General features: G+C 55.2%; 18 protein-coding genes and 1 pseudogene. 13 read left to right on the forward strand and 6 right to left on the reverse strand.

The genetic code is table 11. The features are described 5' to 3' along the window. Positions 1-29 precede the first annotated feature (29 nt). The 3 genes from BLW70_RS00325 to BLW70_RS00335 all read right to left on the reverse strand — a co-directional run bounded on the left by BLW70_RS00325 (position 30) and on the right by BLW70_RS00335 (position 1,665). A complete protein-coding gene (locus tag BLW70_RS00325) occupies positions 30-446 on the reverse strand; it encodes a hypothetical protein (RefSeq protein ID WP_011117398.1) in 417 nt (138 codons plus the stop codon). A 144-nt stretch (positions 447-590) separates the two neighbouring features. Beyond that, the gene (locus tag BLW70_RS00330; RefSeq protein ID WP_019694519.1) at positions 591-800 is read right to left on the reverse strand and encodes a hypothetical protein; all 210 of its coding nucleotides are present in this window, start codon (positions 798-800) and stop codon (positions 591-593) included. A gap of 118 nt (positions 801-918) precedes the next feature. Next, entirely contained in the window at positions 919-1,665 is a 747-nt protein-coding gene (locus BLW70_RS00335) for an ATP-dependent DNA ligase (protein ID WP_080690697.1), read from the reverse strand. Positions 1,666-2,047: 382 nt separating this feature from the next. Between BLW70_RS00335 and ndoR the strand changes: the two genes are divergently transcribed. The 10 genes from ndoR to BLW70_RS00385 all read left to right on the forward strand — a co-directional run bounded on the left by ndoR (position 2,048) and on the right by BLW70_RS00385 (position 11,590). Further along, positions 2,048-3,034 carry a naphthalene 1,2-dioxygenase system ferredoxin--NAD(P)(+) reductase NdoR gene (gene ndoR / locus BLW70_RS00340; protein ID WP_011117469.1) on the forward strand — a complete coding sequence of 329 codons (987 nt, stop codon included), beginning with the start codon at positions 2,048-2,050 and terminating at the stop codon, positions 3,032-3,034. Between the two features lie 143 nt (positions 3,035-3,177). Then, the gene (gene ndoA, locus BLW70_RS00345; RefSeq protein ID WP_011117470.1) at positions 3,178-3,492 is read left to right on the forward strand and encodes a naphthalene 1,2-dioxygenase system ferredoxin NdoA; all 315 of its coding nucleotides are present in this window, start codon (positions 3,178-3,180) and stop codon (positions 3,490-3,492) included. A gap of 70 nt (positions 3,493-3,562) precedes the next feature. Continuing rightward, positions 3,563-4,912: a naphthalene 1,2-dioxygenase system large oxygenase NdoB gene (gene ndoB / locus BLW70_RS00350; RefSeq protein ID WP_011117400.1), complete on the forward strand. Its 1,350-nt coding sequence runs from the start codon at positions 3,563-3,565 to the stop codon at positions 4,910-4,912. Between the two features lie 14 nt (positions 4,913-4,926). Further along, positions 4,927-5,511, forward strand: coding sequence for a naphthalene 1,2-dioxygenase system small oxygenase NdoC (ndoC, locus tag BLW70_RS00355; RefSeq protein WP_074870910.1), 585 nt, complete (start codon positions 4,927-4,929; stop codon positions 5,509-5,511). Between the two features lie 68 nt (positions 5,512-5,579). Next, a complete protein-coding gene (gene hcaB / locus BLW70_RS00360; protein ID WP_011117402.1) occupies positions 5,580-6,359 on the forward strand; it encodes a 3-(cis-5,6-dihydroxycyclohexa-1,3-dien-1-yl)propanoate dehydrogenase in 780 nt (259 codons plus the stop codon). A gap of 46 nt (positions 6,360-6,405) precedes the next feature. Continuing rightward, positions 6,406-7,857, forward strand: coding sequence for an aldehyde dehydrogenase (locus tag BLW70_RS00365; RefSeq protein WP_011117403.1), 1,452 nt, complete (start codon positions 6,406-6,408; stop codon positions 7,855-7,857). A 27-nt stretch (positions 7,858-7,884) separates the two neighbouring features. Continuing rightward, positions 7,885-8,793 (forward strand): 1,2-dihydroxynaphthalene dioxygenase, encoded by a 909-nt coding sequence (gene nahC, locus BLW70_RS00370; protein WP_011117404.1) that lies wholly within the window; start codon positions 7,885-7,887, stop codon positions 8,791-8,793. Positions 8,794-9,048: 255 nt separating this feature from the next. Next, on the forward strand, positions 9,049-9,684 hold the full coding sequence (locus tag BLW70_RS00375) for an OmpW/AlkL family protein (protein ID WP_012727770.1): 636 nt from the start codon (positions 9,049-9,051) through the stop codon (positions 9,682-9,684). A gap of 48 nt (positions 9,685-9,732) precedes the next feature. Further along, positions 9,733-10,737 (forward strand): trans-o-hydroxybenzylidenepyruvate hydratase-aldolase, encoded by a 1,005-nt coding sequence (locus BLW70_RS00380; RefSeq protein ID WP_011117406.1) that lies wholly within the window; start codon positions 9,733-9,735, stop codon positions 10,735-10,737. A 253-nt stretch (positions 10,738-10,990) separates the two neighbouring features. Beyond that, positions 10,991-11,590: a 2-hydroxychromene-2-carboxylate isomerase gene (locus tag BLW70_RS00385; protein WP_011117407.1), complete on the forward strand. Its 600-nt coding sequence runs from the start codon at positions 10,991-10,993 to the stop codon at positions 11,588-11,590. A gap of 409 nt (positions 11,591-11,999) precedes the next feature. On the opposite strand, the gene BLW70_RS31645 is transcribed toward BLW70_RS00385, so the two are convergent. After that, the gene (locus tag BLW70_RS31645; protein WP_011117408.1) at positions 12,000-12,473 is read right to left on the reverse strand and encodes a helix-turn-helix domain-containing protein; all 474 of its coding nucleotides are present in this window, start codon (positions 12,471-12,473) and stop codon (positions 12,000-12,002) included. Positions 12,474-12,676: 203 nt separating this feature from the next. Continuing rightward, a complete protein-coding gene (locus tag BLW70_RS31650) occupies positions 12,677-12,850 on the reverse strand; it encodes a recombinase family protein (protein ID WP_442793073.1) in 174 nt (57 codons plus the stop codon). A 283-nt stretch (positions 12,851-13,133) separates the two neighbouring features. Between BLW70_RS31650 and BLW70_RS00395 the strand changes: the two are divergent. Continuing rightward, positions 13,134-13,493 (forward strand): annotated as a pseudogene (locus BLW70_RS00395) (transposase); the annotation flags it as partial. Between the two features lie 255 nt (positions 13,494-13,748). On the opposite strand, the gene BLW70_RS00400 reads toward BLW70_RS00395, so the two are convergent. After that, positions 13,749-14,162, reverse strand: coding sequence for a winged helix-turn-helix transcriptional regulator (locus BLW70_RS00400; RefSeq protein WP_011154418.1), 414 nt, complete (start codon positions 14,160-14,162; stop codon positions 13,749-13,751). Between the two features lie 105 nt (positions 14,163-14,267). Here BLW70_RS00400 and gstA point away from each other — a divergent pair, with 105 nt between their 5' ends. After that, positions 14,268-14,885, forward strand: a complete 618-nt coding sequence (gene gstA, locus BLW70_RS00405; RefSeq protein WP_011117411.1) for a glutathione transferase GstA — start codon at positions 14,268-14,270, stop codon at positions 14,883-14,885. Positions 14,886-14,896: 11 nt separating this feature from the next. Continuing rightward, complete coding sequence (locus BLW70_RS00410) at positions 14,897-15,961, forward strand: alkene reductase (protein WP_011117412.1); 1,065 nt, start codon at positions 14,897-14,899, stop codon at positions 15,959-15,961. The last annotated feature ends 256 nt before the right edge of the window (positions 15,962-16,217 follow it).

Consider the following 16,217-nt stretch of genomic DNA (forward strand, 5'->3'; position numbering starts at 1 on the left):
CTCGCAGTTCCTATATTTCGCAGGTGCGATCAGAATGGAAGTTTCTGCTCCACCACCATAGCTGTGGCGTTGAACTTCCGGCCAAGCCGCATCGTGTCCCCCATGGTCGTAATGGGACGACCACGGAGATCCGTTGCCTTCTTGTCATCAGCCAGGAAGCGCATGGCATCGGCAATCCGGTGCGCGAGCTTGCCGATCGCCTGGTTGTACCCGTCTGCACTTCGCCCGGTCTCCAGGGCAGCATCCAAGGTTGCGCCATGCAACAGGGCGTCGGCCACCCACTCACCGACCTCTTTGGCCGTTTCGTGGTCGTTCTTGCTGTCTGCTACCTTGCCGAGCAGGTAGAACAGGAAGTCATCGTCTCGGTTTGCCGACCAACCGTTAACGAAGCGGCACTCCATCTGGAACACATCGAACAACGAGTAGAGAGAGCCGTCCGAAACCATGGACAGCTCAGGGTAATACGATCGCAGCTCCGCGAACTCTTCCTGCCCGTACTCAGGCACTGGTTCCAGGGTTGCTGAGTACCGCCTGAATTTCTTCGTTGATGGCCACCGTTCGATTCCTCTGTCCGGAAGGCGTTGTGTTGCTCAGCGATTCGCTGCCGTAGCACTGGAAAGGTTGCGGTGTTCCTGGGGAGGCATCGGTTGCCTCATCAGCTCAAACGCCGGTGAAATGAACTCGGCCGTAATGGCAGCGGACAGCGCCTTCAGCTCGAAGTCGGTCACCTGAAAGCTCCCCGGCCAGATCCTGATGAGTGCCGATTTTCGTGCGACAAGGAATTTCTCCTGTTTGAGCATGGCCTCGTTGACGGCGATACCAACAGCCTCGGCAAGCGCATCGCGGCTCCTGAAAAATGAGTCATGGAGGAAAATGGGCAGTCGATCGGCACTCCGCCGACGATCACTTGATTCGGCTTCAGGTCGATGACGACGCGATTGCCACCACTTTCCGCTCCGTCCACTCAATAAACCAGGCCCCGAGAGCGCCAGCAGCAGCGACGGTGCCGGCGACTATCCAGTTTCCCTGGCTGGGCGCATTGAAAACCGGAAACACAGCAAATGAGCCCAGCAGCGTGAGGGGCATAGCTCCCAACCCGAGTAGGCCTTTCGACAGAGCATTCATTGAAAGGGGAACCTTGATCGCTGATTTCGACCAATTATTCCACGCCGTCTGCGCCAGCAAGGCCGTAATCAGTTCGTAAAGGGGAGCCCGCAGTAACAGCGAACCGACGCCGGTAGCTGCGCGCGTGAATCCTGAGATCACAAATTCTTGGCGATTATCGCATTTCAATTTCACCCAAGCGCCGTTCCTTGCGCTGCTGTAGCGGCGGCCATCACGCTTCTCCACGATTCCCTCCAGCTGCATCCGGCAAGCGTTGGCCAGCAGCTGCACTGGGTAAGCTTCCAGGGTATCGCTGAAGCGTACGCGCTCCAATGGGCAGTGCTCGAGGAGCGCCTCAAGTACCTGGCGGCTCAGTTCAACGCCCTCTCCCCGCAGATCTGCACCGTCGAGGTAGAGCAGGTCGAACGCCACGTACACAAATTTGTCGGTACACCGTGCGGCGAACGCTGACTGCAGGGCTTGAAATGCTGGTCGACCGTCGTCTTCCTGGAATACGACCTCACCGTCGAGCCAGGCTGAATGGACGGCTAGGCGTCCCAGCTATTTGGCCAGGAGTGGCATATGATCGATCTAGTCAAACCCGTTTTTGGTGAAAAGCTGCACCTGGTCACCATCGATCCGTGCTAACAGACGATACCAGTCGTACTTGATCTCGTATCGCCATGCTCCTGCCGACGACAGTGTCAGTAGAGTAACCAGTTGTGGCGCGATCCAACACGGGTTTGGTGCCTTGGGCGGTTTCACTATCGCCACCTCGCTATCAGGAACATTCCTTCAGGGTGGAGTGCGTAATTTTCTGAAAGGGGAGCCAGGTTATGAGTATTCACATTGGTGATAAACAACCTCACTTATGCGTTATTGACATATAACGTCGTATTCACGATTATTTACCATATAAGTCTTATAATAACGAAGCCATATTATGGAACTCCTCATACAACCGAACAATCGCATAATTCCCTTCAGTGCCGGTGCCAACCTTCTGGAAGTGCTTCGCGAGAACGGTGTAGCTATTTCCTACAGTTGCTTGTCTGGGCGTTGCGGAACCTGTCGCTGCCGGGTTATAGATGGCAGTGTCATTGATTCTGGGGCGGAAAATGGGCAATCAAACCTCACCGACAAGCAGTATGTGCTCGCCTGTCAGTCAGTACTCACTGGCAATTGCGCTATCGAAGTCCCAGAAGCCGACGAAATTGTCACTCACCCGGCGCGAATCATCAAGGGCACAGTGGTCGCAGTCGAGTCGCCCACTCACGATATCCGTCGCTTACGCGTACGCCTCTCCAAGCCCTTCGAGTTCTCACCCGGACAGTACGCGACACTGCAGTTCAGCCCTGAGCATGCGCGTCCGTATTCAATGGCAGGTTTGCCAGATGACCAAGAAATGGAGTTCCACATACGCAAGGTGCCGGGTGGGCGCGTCACGGAGTATGTTTTCGAACACGTCCGCGAAGGTACAAGCATCAAGTTGAGCGGGCCTCTTGGTACGGCTTATCTACGTCAGAAGCACACCGGACCGATGCTGTGTGTAGGTGGCGGGACCGGACTCGCACCGGTGCTGTCGATTGTTCGCGGCGCGCTGAAGTCGGGTATGACGAACCCCATCCTCCTTTATTTCGGGGTGCGCAGTCAGCAAGACCTCTACGACGCAGAGCGATTGCACAAACTCGCCGCTGACCACCCTCAACTGACCGTACACACGGTGATTGCAACGGGCCCGATTAATGAGGGTCAGCGAGCCGGCCTAATTACCGATGTGATCGAAAAAGACATCCTTTCGCTGGCTGGGTGGAGGGCCTACCTGTGCGGCGCACCAGCGATGGTTGAAGCGTTGTGCACCGTCACCAAGCATCTTGGAATATCACCCGAACATATTTATGCCGATGCCTTCTATCCCGGTGGGATCTGAATAGTTCCCGGCCATGCACCTCTGTCCATCGAGAATTCATCAGGAAGACATTCAAATGAACGTAAACAATAAGGGCAGCGTCTGTATTTGCGGCAGCGAAATGCTCCCTAAATTCCTCATTTACCCCATCTGAGGATTGCTTTATGACAGTAAAGTGGATTGAAGCAGTCGCTCTTTCTGACATCCTTGAAGGTGACGTCCTCGGCGTGACTGTCGAGGGCAAGGAGCTGGCGCTGTATGAAGTTGAAGGCGAAATCTACGCTACCGACAACCTGTGCACGCATGGTTCCGCCCGCATGAGTGATGGTTATCTCGAGGGTAGAGAAATCGAATGCCCCTTGCATCAAGGTCGGTTTGACGTTTGCACAGGCAAAGCCCTGTGCGCACCCGTGACACAGAACATCAAAACATATCCAGTCAAGATTGAGAACCTGCGCGTAATGATTGATTTGAGCTAAGAATTTTAACAGGAGGCACCCCGGGCCCTAGAGCGTAATCACCCCCATTCCATCTTTTTTAGGTGAAAACATGAATTACAATAATAAAATCTTGGTAAGTGAATCTGGTCTGAGCCAAAAGCACCTGATTCATGGCGATGAAGAACTTTTCCAACATGAACTGAAAACCATTTTTGCGCGGAACTGGCTTTTTCTCACTCATGATAGCCTGATTCCTGCCCCCGGCGACTATGTTACCGCAAAAATGGGGATTGACGAGGTCATCGTCTCCCGGCAGAACGACGGTTCGATTCGTGCTTTTCTGAACGTTTGCCGGCATCGTGGCAAGACGCTGGTGAGCGTGGAAGCCGGCAATGCCAAAGGTTTTGTTTGCAGCTATCACGGCTGGGGCTTCGGCTCCAACGGTGAACTGCAGAGCGTTCCATTTGAAAAAGATCTGTACGGCGAGTCGCTCAATAAAAAATGTCTGGGGTTGAAAGAAGTCGCTCGCGTGGAGAGCTTCCATGGCTTCATCTACGGTTGCTTCGACCAGGAGGCCCCTCCTCTTATGGACTATCTGGGTGACGCTGCTTGGTACCTGGAACCTATGTTCAAGCATTCCGGCGGTTTAGAACTGGTCGGTCCTCCAGGCAAGGTTGTGATCAAGGCCAACTGGAAGGCACCCGCGGAAAACTTTGTGGGAGATGCATACCACGTGGGTTGGACGCACGCGTCTTCGCTTCGCTCGGGGGAGTCTATCTTCTCGTCGCTCGCTGGCAATGCGGCGCTACCACCTGAAGGCGCAGGCTTGCAAATGACCTCCAAATACGGCAGCGGCATGGGTGTGTTGTGGGACGGATATTCAGGTGTGCATAGCGCAGACTTGGTTCCGGAATTGATGGCATTCGGAGGCGCAAAGCAGGAAAGGCTGAACAAAGAAATTGGCGATGTTCGCGCTCGGATTTATCGCAGCCACCTCAACTGCACCGTTTTCCCGAACAACAGCATGCTGACCTGCTCGGGTGTTTTCAAAGTATGGAACCCGATCGACGCAAACACCACCGAGGTCTGGACCTACGCCATTGTCGAAAAAGACATGCCTGAGGATCTCAAGCGCCGCTTGGCCGACTCTGTTCAGCGAACGTTCGGGCCTGCTGGCTTCTGGGAAAGCGACGACAATGACAATATGGAAACAGCTTCGCAAAACGGCAAGAAATATCAATCAAGAGATAGTGATCTGCTTTCAAACCTTGGTTTCGGTGAGGACGTATACGGCGACGCGGTCTATCCAGGCGTCGTCGGCAAATCGGCGATCGGCGAGACCAGTTATCGTGGTTTCTACCGGGCTTACCAGGCACACGTCAGCAGCTCCAACTGGGCTGAGTTCGAGCATGCCTCTAGTACTTGGCATACTGAACTTACGAAGACTACTGATCGCTAACAGACGAGTCGACCATGATGATCAATATTCAAGAAGACAAGCTGGTTTCCGCCCACGACGCCGAAGAGATTCTTCGTTTCTTCAATTGCCACGACTCTGCTTTGCAACAAGAAGCCACTACGCTGCTGACCCAGGAAGCGCATTTGTTGGACATTCAGGCTTACCGTGCTTGGTTAGAGCACTGCGTGGGGGCAGAGGTGCAATATCAGGTCATTTCACGCGAACTGCGCGCAGCTTCAGAGCGTCGTTATAAGCTCAATGAAGCCATGAACGTTTACAACGAAAATTTTCAGCAACTGAAAGTTCGAGTTGAGCATCAACTGGATCCGCAAAACTGGGGCAACAGCCCGAAGCTGCGCTTTACTCGCTTTATCACCAACGTCCAGGCCGCAATGGACGTAAATGACAAAGAGCTACTTCACATCCGCTCCAACGTCATTCTGCACCGGGCACGACGTGGCAATCAGGTCGATGTCTTCTACGCCGCCCGGGAAGATAAATGGAAACGTGGCGAAGGTGGAGTACGAAAATTGGTCCAGCGATTCGTCGATTACCCAGAGCGCATACTTCAGACGCACAATCTGATGGTCTTTCTGTGATTCAGTGACCATTTTTACAAATGGTCACTGCAACCGCGGTCACCATTAATCAAAGGGAATGTACGTGTATGGGCAATCAACAAGTCGTTTCGATAACCGGTGCAGGCTCAGGAATCGGTCTCGAACTGGTTCGGTCCTTTAAGTCGGCCGGTTATTACGTATCCGCTCTCGTACGAAACGAGGAGCAAGAGGCGCTTCTTTGCAAAGAGTTCAAGGACGCACTCGAGATTGTAGTGGGCGATGTCCGGGACCACGCAACAAATGAGAAGCTGATAAAGCAAACAATCGATAGATTCGGTCATCTTGATTGTTTTATTGCAAATGCCGGTATCTGGGATTACATGCTGAGCATCGAAGAGCCTTGGGAGAAAATATCGAGCAGTTTTGACGAAATATTCGACATTAATGTCAAGAGCTATTTCAGTGGCATCAGTGCCGCCCTGCCGGAACTGAAAAAGACTAACGGATCAGTGGTGATGACCGCTTCGGTGTCGTCCCATGCGGTCGGTGGTGGTGGTTCTTGCTACATCGCCAGCAAGCATGCGGTGCTCGGTATGGTTAAGGCTTTGGCCTACGAATTGGCCCCCGAAGTTCGCGTGAACGCTGTTTCGCCGGGGGGCACCGTGACGTCTCTGTGCGGTCCCGCGAGCGCCGGTTTCGACAAAATGCACATGAAAGACATGCCCGGCATCGACGATATGATCAAAGGTCTCACGCCTCTTGGGTTTGCAGCCAAGCCCGAAGACGTGGTGGCACCCTATTTGTTGCTGGCTTCGCGAAAGCAAGGAAAATTCATCACCGGCACCGTGATTAGCATTGATGGCGGTATGGCGCTCGGTCGCAAGTGAGCTTGTAGCCGATCAGAAGTTATAGACACATTTCAGGTGACGCCCCATGAAGACAAAACTGTTTATCAATAACGCCTGGATCGATTCTAGTGACCAGCAGACCTTCGAGCGCATACACCCCGTCAGCAGCGATGTGGTGACTGAGAGCGCAAACGCCACAGTGACGGACGCGATAAAGGCGGCGCAAGCGGCCGAGGAGGCGTTCAAGACCTGGAAGGCCGTTGGACCTTCAGAGCGTCGCCGCCTTCTCCTAAAGGTCGCCGATGTCATGGAAAGTAAAACACCCAAGTTCATCGAAGTGATGGCCATGGAGGTGGGAGCTTCCGCCCTTTGGGCCGGATTCAACGTCCATGCGTCTGCCAATGTGTTCCGAGAGGCTGCCTCGCTGGCTACCCAAATTCAGGGTGAAACCATCCCAACGGACAAAGCCGAAACGCTCTCAATGACACTACGTCAGCCGGTCGGCCCGATCCTAAGCATCGTTCCATGGAACGGCACCGCAGTGCTTGCGGCACGAGCCATCGCTTATCCGCTGGTCTGTGGCAACACTGTGGTGTTCAAAGGCTCTGAATTTAGTCCCGCGACGCATGCCCTGATCACCCAGTGCGTGCAGGAAGCCGGGCTGCCCGCTGGCGTGCTCAATTACCTCAACTCTTCGCCTGACCGTTCGCCCGAGATCGCTGACGCACTGATCTCTGCCAAGGAGATCCGCCGCATCAACTTCACGGGTTCCACCCGCGTGGGCAGCATTATCGCGCAGAAAGCCGCGCAACACCTCAAGCGCTGCCTGCTGGAGCTCGGCGGCAAGTCCCCGCTTATTGTTCTGGATGATGCAGACATCGATGCGGCGGTCAAGGCAGCGGTGTTCGGTAGCTTCCTGTTCCAAGGTCAGATCTGCATGTCCACTGAGCGCTTGATCGTTGATGAGAAGATAGCCGACGAATTTGTCGCAAAATTTGTCGAAAAAACTAAGCGCTTGAGCGCAGGCGACCCGTGCGTAACTGGCGACTGCATCATCGGCCCGATGGTCTCGCCAAATTCGGGTGAGCGGATCAATGGTTTGTTCAAAGACGCGATCGACAAAGGGGCAAAAGTTGTTTGCGGCGGCTTGGCCCAAGGTGCGCTCATGCCGGCCACGATCCTGGATCACGTCAAATCTGACATGCGGATTTACGATGAGGAGACCTTTGGTCCCATCACCGTGGTAATCCGTTGTAAAGGCGAAGCAGAGGCCGTCCGCATTGCCAACGACAGCGTCTATGGCCTGTCGTCGGGCGTATTTGGCCGCGACATCAACCGCGCTCTACGCGTGGGTATGTCCATCGAATATGGTTCTGTACACATCAACGGTTCGACCGTCCAGAACGAGGCGCAGGCTCCTTACGGAGGCACCAAGAACACCGGCTACGGGCGCTTCGACGGCCGTGCTGTAATCGACGAGTTCACAGAGATCAAGTGGCTGACCATCGAACCTTTCGAGCAGCAATATCCCTTCTGATAAGCACTAACTCCCAGGAATCAAACTATGAGTAAGCAAGCTGCAGTTATCGAGCTCGGATACATGGGTATCTCGGTCAAGGACCCTGATGCGTGGAAATCATTTGCCACGGATATGCTAGGTCTGCAAGTTCTTGATGAGGGTGAGAAGGACCGTTTCTATCTGCGGATGGATTACTGGCATCATCGGATCGTAGTCCATCACAACGGACAGGACGACTTGGAGTACCTAGGCTGGCGTGTAGCCGGCAAGCCGGAGTTCGAAGCTCTGGGTCAAAAGCTTATTGATGCCGGTTACAAGATCCGCATCTGCGACAAAGTTGAGGCTCAGGAGCGTATGGTGTTGGGTCTGATGAAGACAGAAGATCCGGGCGGCAACCCGACCGAGATATTCTGGGGCCCCCGGATCGACATGAGCAACCCGTTCCATCCCGGTCGCCCCCTGCACGGAAAGTTTGTGACCGGTGACCAAGGCTTGGGCCATTGCATCGTTCGCCAAACCGACGTCGCAGAAGCTCATAAGTTTTATAGCCTGCTGGGCTTCCGTGGGGACGTCGAATACCGGATTCCGTTGCCCAACGGCATGACTGCCGAACTGTCGTTCATGCATTGCAACGCCCGTGATCACTCCATTGCTTTTGGTGCCATGCCCGCTGCCAAACGACTCAATCACTTGATGCTTGAGTACACCCATATGGAAGACTTGGGATACACGCACCAACAGTTTGTAAAGAACGAAATTGACATTGCCTTGCAGCTTGGCATTCACGCCAACGACAAGGCGTTGACGTTCTATGGTGCAACGCCTTCGGGCTGGCTCATTGAGCCCGGCTGGCGAGGTGCCACGGCCATAGATGAAGCGGAGTATTACGTCGGCGACATCTTCGGCCATGGCGTGGAGGCCACTGGATATGGCCTGGATGTAAAACTGAGCTAAAGATGCGCGCTCGTTGGGCGAGGCTCTAGTCCAGCATCTTCATACGCAACCAACCTTGCAGGGCGATGAGATCAAAGGACGTTAAAGCGAAGGGGAAGTGGTTCGGGCCATGCGCATACCGATCCATGACATTTGTTTCATAGTATATAGGTAGATAGGTGAATCAAGCGCTTAGTCAACTAGTGGACACATCTGTTCCATGAGGCTATCTACTATCTATTCAAAACAAGAATAATAAATAGGATGAAAATAATAATGATAAAAAGAACGATTTGTCTTGTGTATCCTCTATTCTGTTTGGCAAGCCCCACATGGGCCGAAGAGTCGCCTTGGACGTACCGTATTGGTATGACTAATGTAGCTTTCGATGCTAGCGCAAAAGTATACTTAAATGGTCAGCGGGTGCCAGGAGGAAGCGCTGATGCGAGCGATAACAACGCGCTTACATTCGACTTCGGCTACGCCATCAACGACCAGTGGAATGTACGTGCGATTGTCGGTATTCCGCCTACAACTAAAGTGACGGGCGCAGGCACACTTCCTGGTATCCAGCTGGGGAAAATAACTTACGCTCCAACAGTATTAACGTTGAACTATAACCTCCCCGCTTTGGGTCCCGTTCGCCCTCACATAGGTGCGGGAGTCAATTACACGCGGATTTTTGAAAGTCGGGACGCTAATCTAAAATCGTTCGATGCCGACCACGCTTGGTCCCCCGCGCTACATGTTGGTGCCGATATTGACGTTAACCGTGGTTGGTTCGTTAGCATTGATATCCGGAAGTTATACCTGAAAACCGACGCATCAGGGTACTTGGGGCCACAGGAGGCTAAAGCACGGGTAACTCTTGACCCATTACTAACTTCGATCGCGATCGGACGCCAATTCTGATGATTCTGTTTAAAGTTCTTTATCTATCTAACCGCAAAGGGTGTTTCCATGTCGAATAAAATTATGAAAACGTCGCGTCTTACCGCCGAAGATATCAACGGCGCCTGGACTATAATGCCCACACCCTCGACGCCTGATGCTTCTGATTGGCGCAGCACTGCCACCGTGGACTTAGAAGAGACTGCCCGCATAGTTGAAGAGCTGATTGCAGCTGGTGTCAACGGTATTCTAAGTATGGGTACTTTTGGTGAGTGCGCCACGTTGACCTGGGATGAAAAACGTGATTATGTCTCGACGATTGTCGAGACCATTCGTGGTCGCGTGCCTTATTTCTGTGGCACGACAGCCTTAAATACCCGAGAAGTCATCCGCCAGACCCGAGAGCTTATCGATATTGGCGCCAACGGCACTATGCTCGGGGTGCCGATGTGGGTGAAGATGGACCTGCCTACAGCGGTTCAGTTCTATCGTGATGTTGCAGATGCGGTACCAGAGGCTGCCATTGCGATTTACGCCAACCCCGAAGCATTCAAGTTCGACTTCCCTCGCCCATTCTGGGCAGAGATGTCCAAAATTCCGCAGGTAGTGACTGCGAAGTATCTAGGCATCGGAATGCTTGACTTGGACCTGAGACTGGCACCCAACATCCGCTTCCTTCCCCACGAAGATGACTATTACGCGGCCGCACGCATCAATCCCGAGCGCATAACCGCGTTCTGGTCAAGCGGGGCCATGTGCGGCCCGGCTACCGCCATCATGTTGCGTGACGAAGTGGTGCGGGCCAAGAGCACCGGTGACTGGGCCAAGGCCAAAGCCATCTCCGATGATATGCGTGCAGCCGACTCGACATTGTTTCCGCGTGGCGACTTTTCGGAGTTCTCGAAGTATAATATCGGGCTTGAAAAGGCACGGATGGATGCGGCTGGTTGGCTCAAGGCTGGGCCCTGCCGTCCGCCCTACAACCTTGTTCCAGAAGACTACCTCGCTGGTGCACAGAAATCAGGCAAGGCTTGGGCCGCGCTGCACGCTAAATACAGTAATGAATTGAAGTAGTTCACCTCCGCAGACCTGAGTGACAGGGTGGCGCAGACGCTGAGGGTGCAGGAATTAAGTGAGCTAAAGCACATTTCTTGCGCCAGGCATTGCCAGATCAGCAAAGTTTGCTGATCTGGCAGTTTCAAAAATTTGGGCGAAAGCTGATATCAGGAATACGGGATAAAGGCAGTGCACCATAACGACGGGGGCGTGCCATTCGTGATGAACGATTTTGCTATTGTGCCGACTTCTGTTCTTGGAGTGTTTGATTGTGATTGTCGATTTTTATTTCGATTTTTTGAGTCCGTTCTCTTACTTGGCCAACCATCGTTTGTCAAAGCTTGCGCAAGACTATGGCTTTTCCATTCGTTATTACGCAATCGATTTGGCGCGAGTTAAAATAGCCATCGGAAACGTTGGTCCATCTAATCGCGACCTGATAGTCAAGCTGGACTATTTGAAAGTAGATTTGCAACGGTGGGCCGAGCTTTACGAAATACCGTTGGTATTCCCAGCTAACTACAACAGCCGACGGATGAATACTGGGCTTTATTACTCGGGAGCCATGGCACAGACTGGTGCCTATGTGAATGTAGTATTTAATGCGGTTTGGGGAGATGGCATAGCTCCAGATTTGGAAAGCTTGCCTGCTCTGGTATCTGAAAAACTAGGCTGGGATCGTAGCGCCTTCGAGGACTTTATCAGCAGCGATGCCGCAACAGAGAGGTATGACGAGCAGACACATGCCGCGATCGAACGCAAAGTGTTCGGTGTGCCAACGATGTTTTTGGGCGATGAAATGTGGTGGGGAAACGACCGTCTATTTATGCTCGAGAACGCAGTGGGAGGTGCGCCTGTAAATGGAGAATAGTCGCTACGGAGCGCTTGTGCCGGCTAAATGCCGATATAAGTGGTTGACCTGATCGTTATTTGCTCGATACAGCGCTTTCAAAATCAGCGGCTACTGAAGTCAGATAAAAATGCGGGACTACTTCAGGCATCCTGTGCGACACAAAGTTTTACCTGTAATTGTCCACCTATTCCGAGTTTGGAATGGTAGCTGACTCGCTATGCGACCAGCGATAGCCTAACAAGACATGCATCACTGGTAACGGTGGGGTGTGAAGCTCCTGCAACAATGTAGCCCCTTGATGTGTGTATTTGCTGCGAGGTGAAGCACAGATGCTCGGAGCCGTACCGGCTTGTGGCGCTAGGCTGGCAAGTATGAGCAACGTAAGTGGGGGTTGGGGCGCAATGGGAACCAAAAACCAACGCAAGCCTTACCAGCGTCGTTCGGTGCCTTCCTCCCATGCCTCCGCCTCGATAAAGCAGCTGCGCATATCGGCTTCCTGGCTGATCTCGGTTAGTAGGTCATGCAAGGTCTTGTCCAGCGCCTCGTCGCTCCGATACGGAATGGTCAGCTCGTAATGGCCGGTCTCCGACCGCTTCATGCCGTAGGGCTCCAGGCAGTAGCGCTCGATGTTCTCCGTGGCCCGCTTCCGACCGCGCATGAACTTGCTGTTGTTCACCACCGCCAGGCGCAGGGTGACGGTGGCCACCCGCTCGACGGTTGACTCTGCCGGTGACGCGATATTGCGCTTTTGACCTCGCGCCAGGGCGCTCTTCTGGTACGTCCCGATCTCGACGCCACGGTGGCGTAGGTAGCTGTACAGGGTGCTCTTGGAGATGTGCAACTTCTCGCCGATGGCGCTGACGCTCAGGCGGCCCTCGCGGTACAGGGTCTCCGCCGCCATGGCGGTGGCCTCGGCCTTGGCTGGCAGGCCCTTGGGACGGCGACCGATCCGGCCTCGAGTCCGTGCCGCCGACAGGCCCGCCTGAGTCCGCTCGCGGATCAGCTCGCGCTCGAACTGAACAGGTTGAACACCAGGCGATCTTGGGCGTGGGTGCTGTCAATGGGGTCGTTCAGGCTCTGCAAGCCGACTTTGCGTGCAGCCAGCTAGCCGACCAACTCAACCAGGTGCTTGAGCGAGCGACCGAGGCGATCCAGCTTCCAGATCACCACGGCATCGCCCGCTCGAACATGGGCTAGCAACTTGTCCAACTCCGGCCGCGCGCTTTTTGCGCCGCTGGCGATGTCTTGATAGATGCGTTCGCACCCGGCCTGTTTCAGGGCATCGACCTGGAGGTCGGCGTTCTAATCCCGAGTGCTCACCCGCGTATAACCGATCTTCATAAAAAGTACCGTTTACTTGACTGCATTAGTAATAGTTGAACTTTGATTAAGCTTACCAGTTATTTGAACCCTAGCGCAGGTGTAAGCGTCCAGCCGCCCCACCTCTACTCAGCTTGAGGAACCGAGGGGCAGTAGTTCATCAATCCGGCTGTTAGGGAAACTCTGAAGAAGACTTCCTGATTTTGGCAAAATGCCCGGATTTCACCCGCCGAGTTTTCCAATGAAGCAGATGACCTTCCTCGACGCCGAGTATGCCGGTAAGCGCAAACAGACCCGCAAAGAGCTGTTCCTGATCGAGATGGATCGGGTGGTGCCGTGGAAGGGTTTGATTGCCTTGATCGATCCGCATTACCCCAAGGGTGAGGGTGGCCCGCCAGCCTATCCACTGACGGCAATGCTGCGGGTTCATCTGATGCATAAGTGGTTCGGCTACAGCGACCCGGCGATGGAGGAAGCGCTGTACGAGACGACCATCCTGCGCCAGTTTGCCGGGTTGAGCCTGGAGCGCATTCCGGACTAAACCACCATCCCCAACTTCCGCCGGCTGCTGGAGAAACACGAACTACCTACCGGCATCATGTTTGCTGAATTTTCGCCTTTGGCTTTGAGTGCGGCATTCAACCGATACAGGTGTGGCATGACACGCCAAAGAAATCAACCTTGGCGGCTAGAACACTTGTCGATGAAGCGAACAATCCGCAAACGTTAAGGCTACCAGGAAAAACCCAGGATGCGGTAGCCGATAGGCCGCGCGCGCATTGGTCTCCTTCCGTCCAAGAGTGTCAAAGGATATTGGACTAATGCAGCATGCCTCGACCACATGGCCGTGGTCCGTTCATCTGTTGGCCATACGTCTATCGAATCGGACGCGGGCGGCGACGACCTCGGGTTGTTGGCGTTCGGCCCAGTCGATGAGCTCAGTCAGGGACGGCATCAGCGAAGTCCCGAGCGGGGTGAGCCCGTAGCGCACAGATGGGGGTGTCGAGGGCGTTACCTCGCGCCAGATGAGTCCGTCGCGTTCGAGGTGACGCAGCGTCTCGGTCAGCATCCGGCGCGAAATGTCGGGCACGGCGCGGGCCAGCGCATTGAATCGTTGCGGACCCTGCGACAAGGTGACCAGGATCAGCGTCGACCACTTGTCGCCCAAGCGGTTAAGCACATCACGCACGGGACAGCTTCGGTGGCCGGGCGACGGCGGCGCCTCATCAAGGGGTTCAGCGGCATCGGTAAACAAGTCGTCAGGGGGCATGTCGGTTTCCTAAAAGTAACCATGGGCGGTGTGCGTGCCTTCTTGTCTCAAAGTTAATGGTTACTTTACTATACTAGGACCCGAAAATAAACCGAGAGGAACATCATGAAGCTTTATTACAGCCCCGGCGCCTGCTCGCTTTCGCCCCACATCGTGCTTCGCGAGGGCAGTTTCGACTTTAAGCTGGAGCGCGTGGATCTGCAGAGCAAGCAGACCGAAACCGGCTCCGATTACAAAACCATCAATCCCTTGGGTTGCGTCCCGGCCTTGCAGCTCGACGATGGGCAGGTGCTCACCGAAGGACCGGCCATCGTGCAATACCTCGCCGACCGCGTGCCGGAAAAACGCCTGGCGCCGTCGGCGGGCACGCTGGAACATTACCGCCTGATGGAATGGCTCAACTTCATTTCCACGGAGTTGCACAAGGGCTTCGGCGCGCTGTTTAACTCGGCGCTTTCCGATGACGCGAAAGCGGTCATCAATTCGTCGCTCGAACAACGTATCGCTCATGCCGAGAAGCGGCTCGGGGTGGGTCCCTATGTGATGGGCAACGACTTTTCCGTGGCGGACGCCTACCTCTTCACCGTGCTGGGGTGGGCTAAGTACGTGAATGTGGACCTCGCGCCCTGGCCGGGACTGCTCGATTATCTCAGCCGCGTGGCGCCCCGTCCCGCCGTCCAGGCCGCGCTCGCGGCGGAAGGCCTGATTCCTGCATCGAAATAAGGGGAATAAGCATGACCAAGCTGTTTAGCCCTGTCCAACTCGGCCCCTTGAACTTGCCCAACCGTGTCGTGATGGCGCCCATGACCCGCTCGCGGGCGCTGGGCAATGTACCGAACGACTTGATGGCCCAGTACTACAGCCTGCGCGCCGAGGCCGGGCTCCTTATCACCGAAGGCACTTCGCCCTCGCCCAACGGCCTGGGTTATGCGCACATCCCCGGCATCTATTCGGATGCGCAGGTGGCGGGCTGGCGCCAGGTGGCGGAGGCCGTGAATGCTGCTGGCGGTCGCGTCTTCGTGCAGCTCATGCACACTGGGCGGGTGGGTCATCCCGCCAACCTGCCGCTGGGCGCTCACCTGCTCGCGCCATCGGCCGTCGCCGCGCCAGGTGAGATGTGGACGGACACCGAAGGAATGCAGCCGCATCCCGTGCCTGGGACCATGACGGAGCAAGACATTGCGGCGGCGATCGAGGAATATGCCGCTGCGTGTAAAAACACCGTGGCTGCAGGCTTCGACGGCGTCGAGCTGCACGGCGCCAACGGCTATCTCATCGACCAGTTCCTCAACACCGCGTCCAACCACCGCAGCGATCGCTGGGGCGGGAGCATTGACAACCGCATCCGCTTCGCGGTGGAGGTGGCCCGCGCTGCTGCGGCAGCGATCGGCGCCGAGCGGGTCGGCATACGCATCTCGCCTTATGGCGTGTTCAATGGCATGGCGTCGGACGCTGACATGGATGCGTTGTATCTGCGCTTGATCGAGGCGCTCAACGACGTCGGCCTGGTCTATCTCCATGTGGTCGACCACAGTTCCATGGGTGCGCCACCGGTGAGCGAGACTCTCAAGGTGCAACTGCGCACGGCCTTCAGGGGTAAATACATCCTCTCCGGCGGCTATGACGCGGCGCGCACCAATGCCGATCTCGCCGCGAACAAAGGCGATCTCGTCGCCTTCGGCCGCCCCTTCATCGCCAACCCGGACCTGGCGCAAAAACTGAAAAGCGGCGGGGAACTCAAGCCGGCCGATCCCGCCACCTTCTACACGCCTGACGCAAAAGGCTACACGGAGTTCTGATGCGCAAGCCAGCGCCGTTCATCAACCACGGCGGCGAGCCATGCGTCTTCATGGAGTGGCGCCCGCCGACACTTGGGCGCGGCATCGGGCATTTCTGGAAGGATTGCCCGTCACCTTGCCCGAACGACCGCAGGATGAAGTGCTTCGAGGATATCGTAACGGGTGCAGTCGAACGTACACCAGTACCTTCAAATGACGGATGTGATTTTTCCCGGAGGGACCCAAGCGGACGATGCACTGCGGTTGAACCAGCAGG

This window comes from Pseudomonas frederiksbergensis (assembly GCF_900105495.1).
GTDB classification, from domain to species: Bacteria; Pseudomonadota; Gammaproteobacteria; order Pseudomonadales; family Pseudomonadaceae; genus Aquipseudomonas; species Aquipseudomonas frederiksbergensis.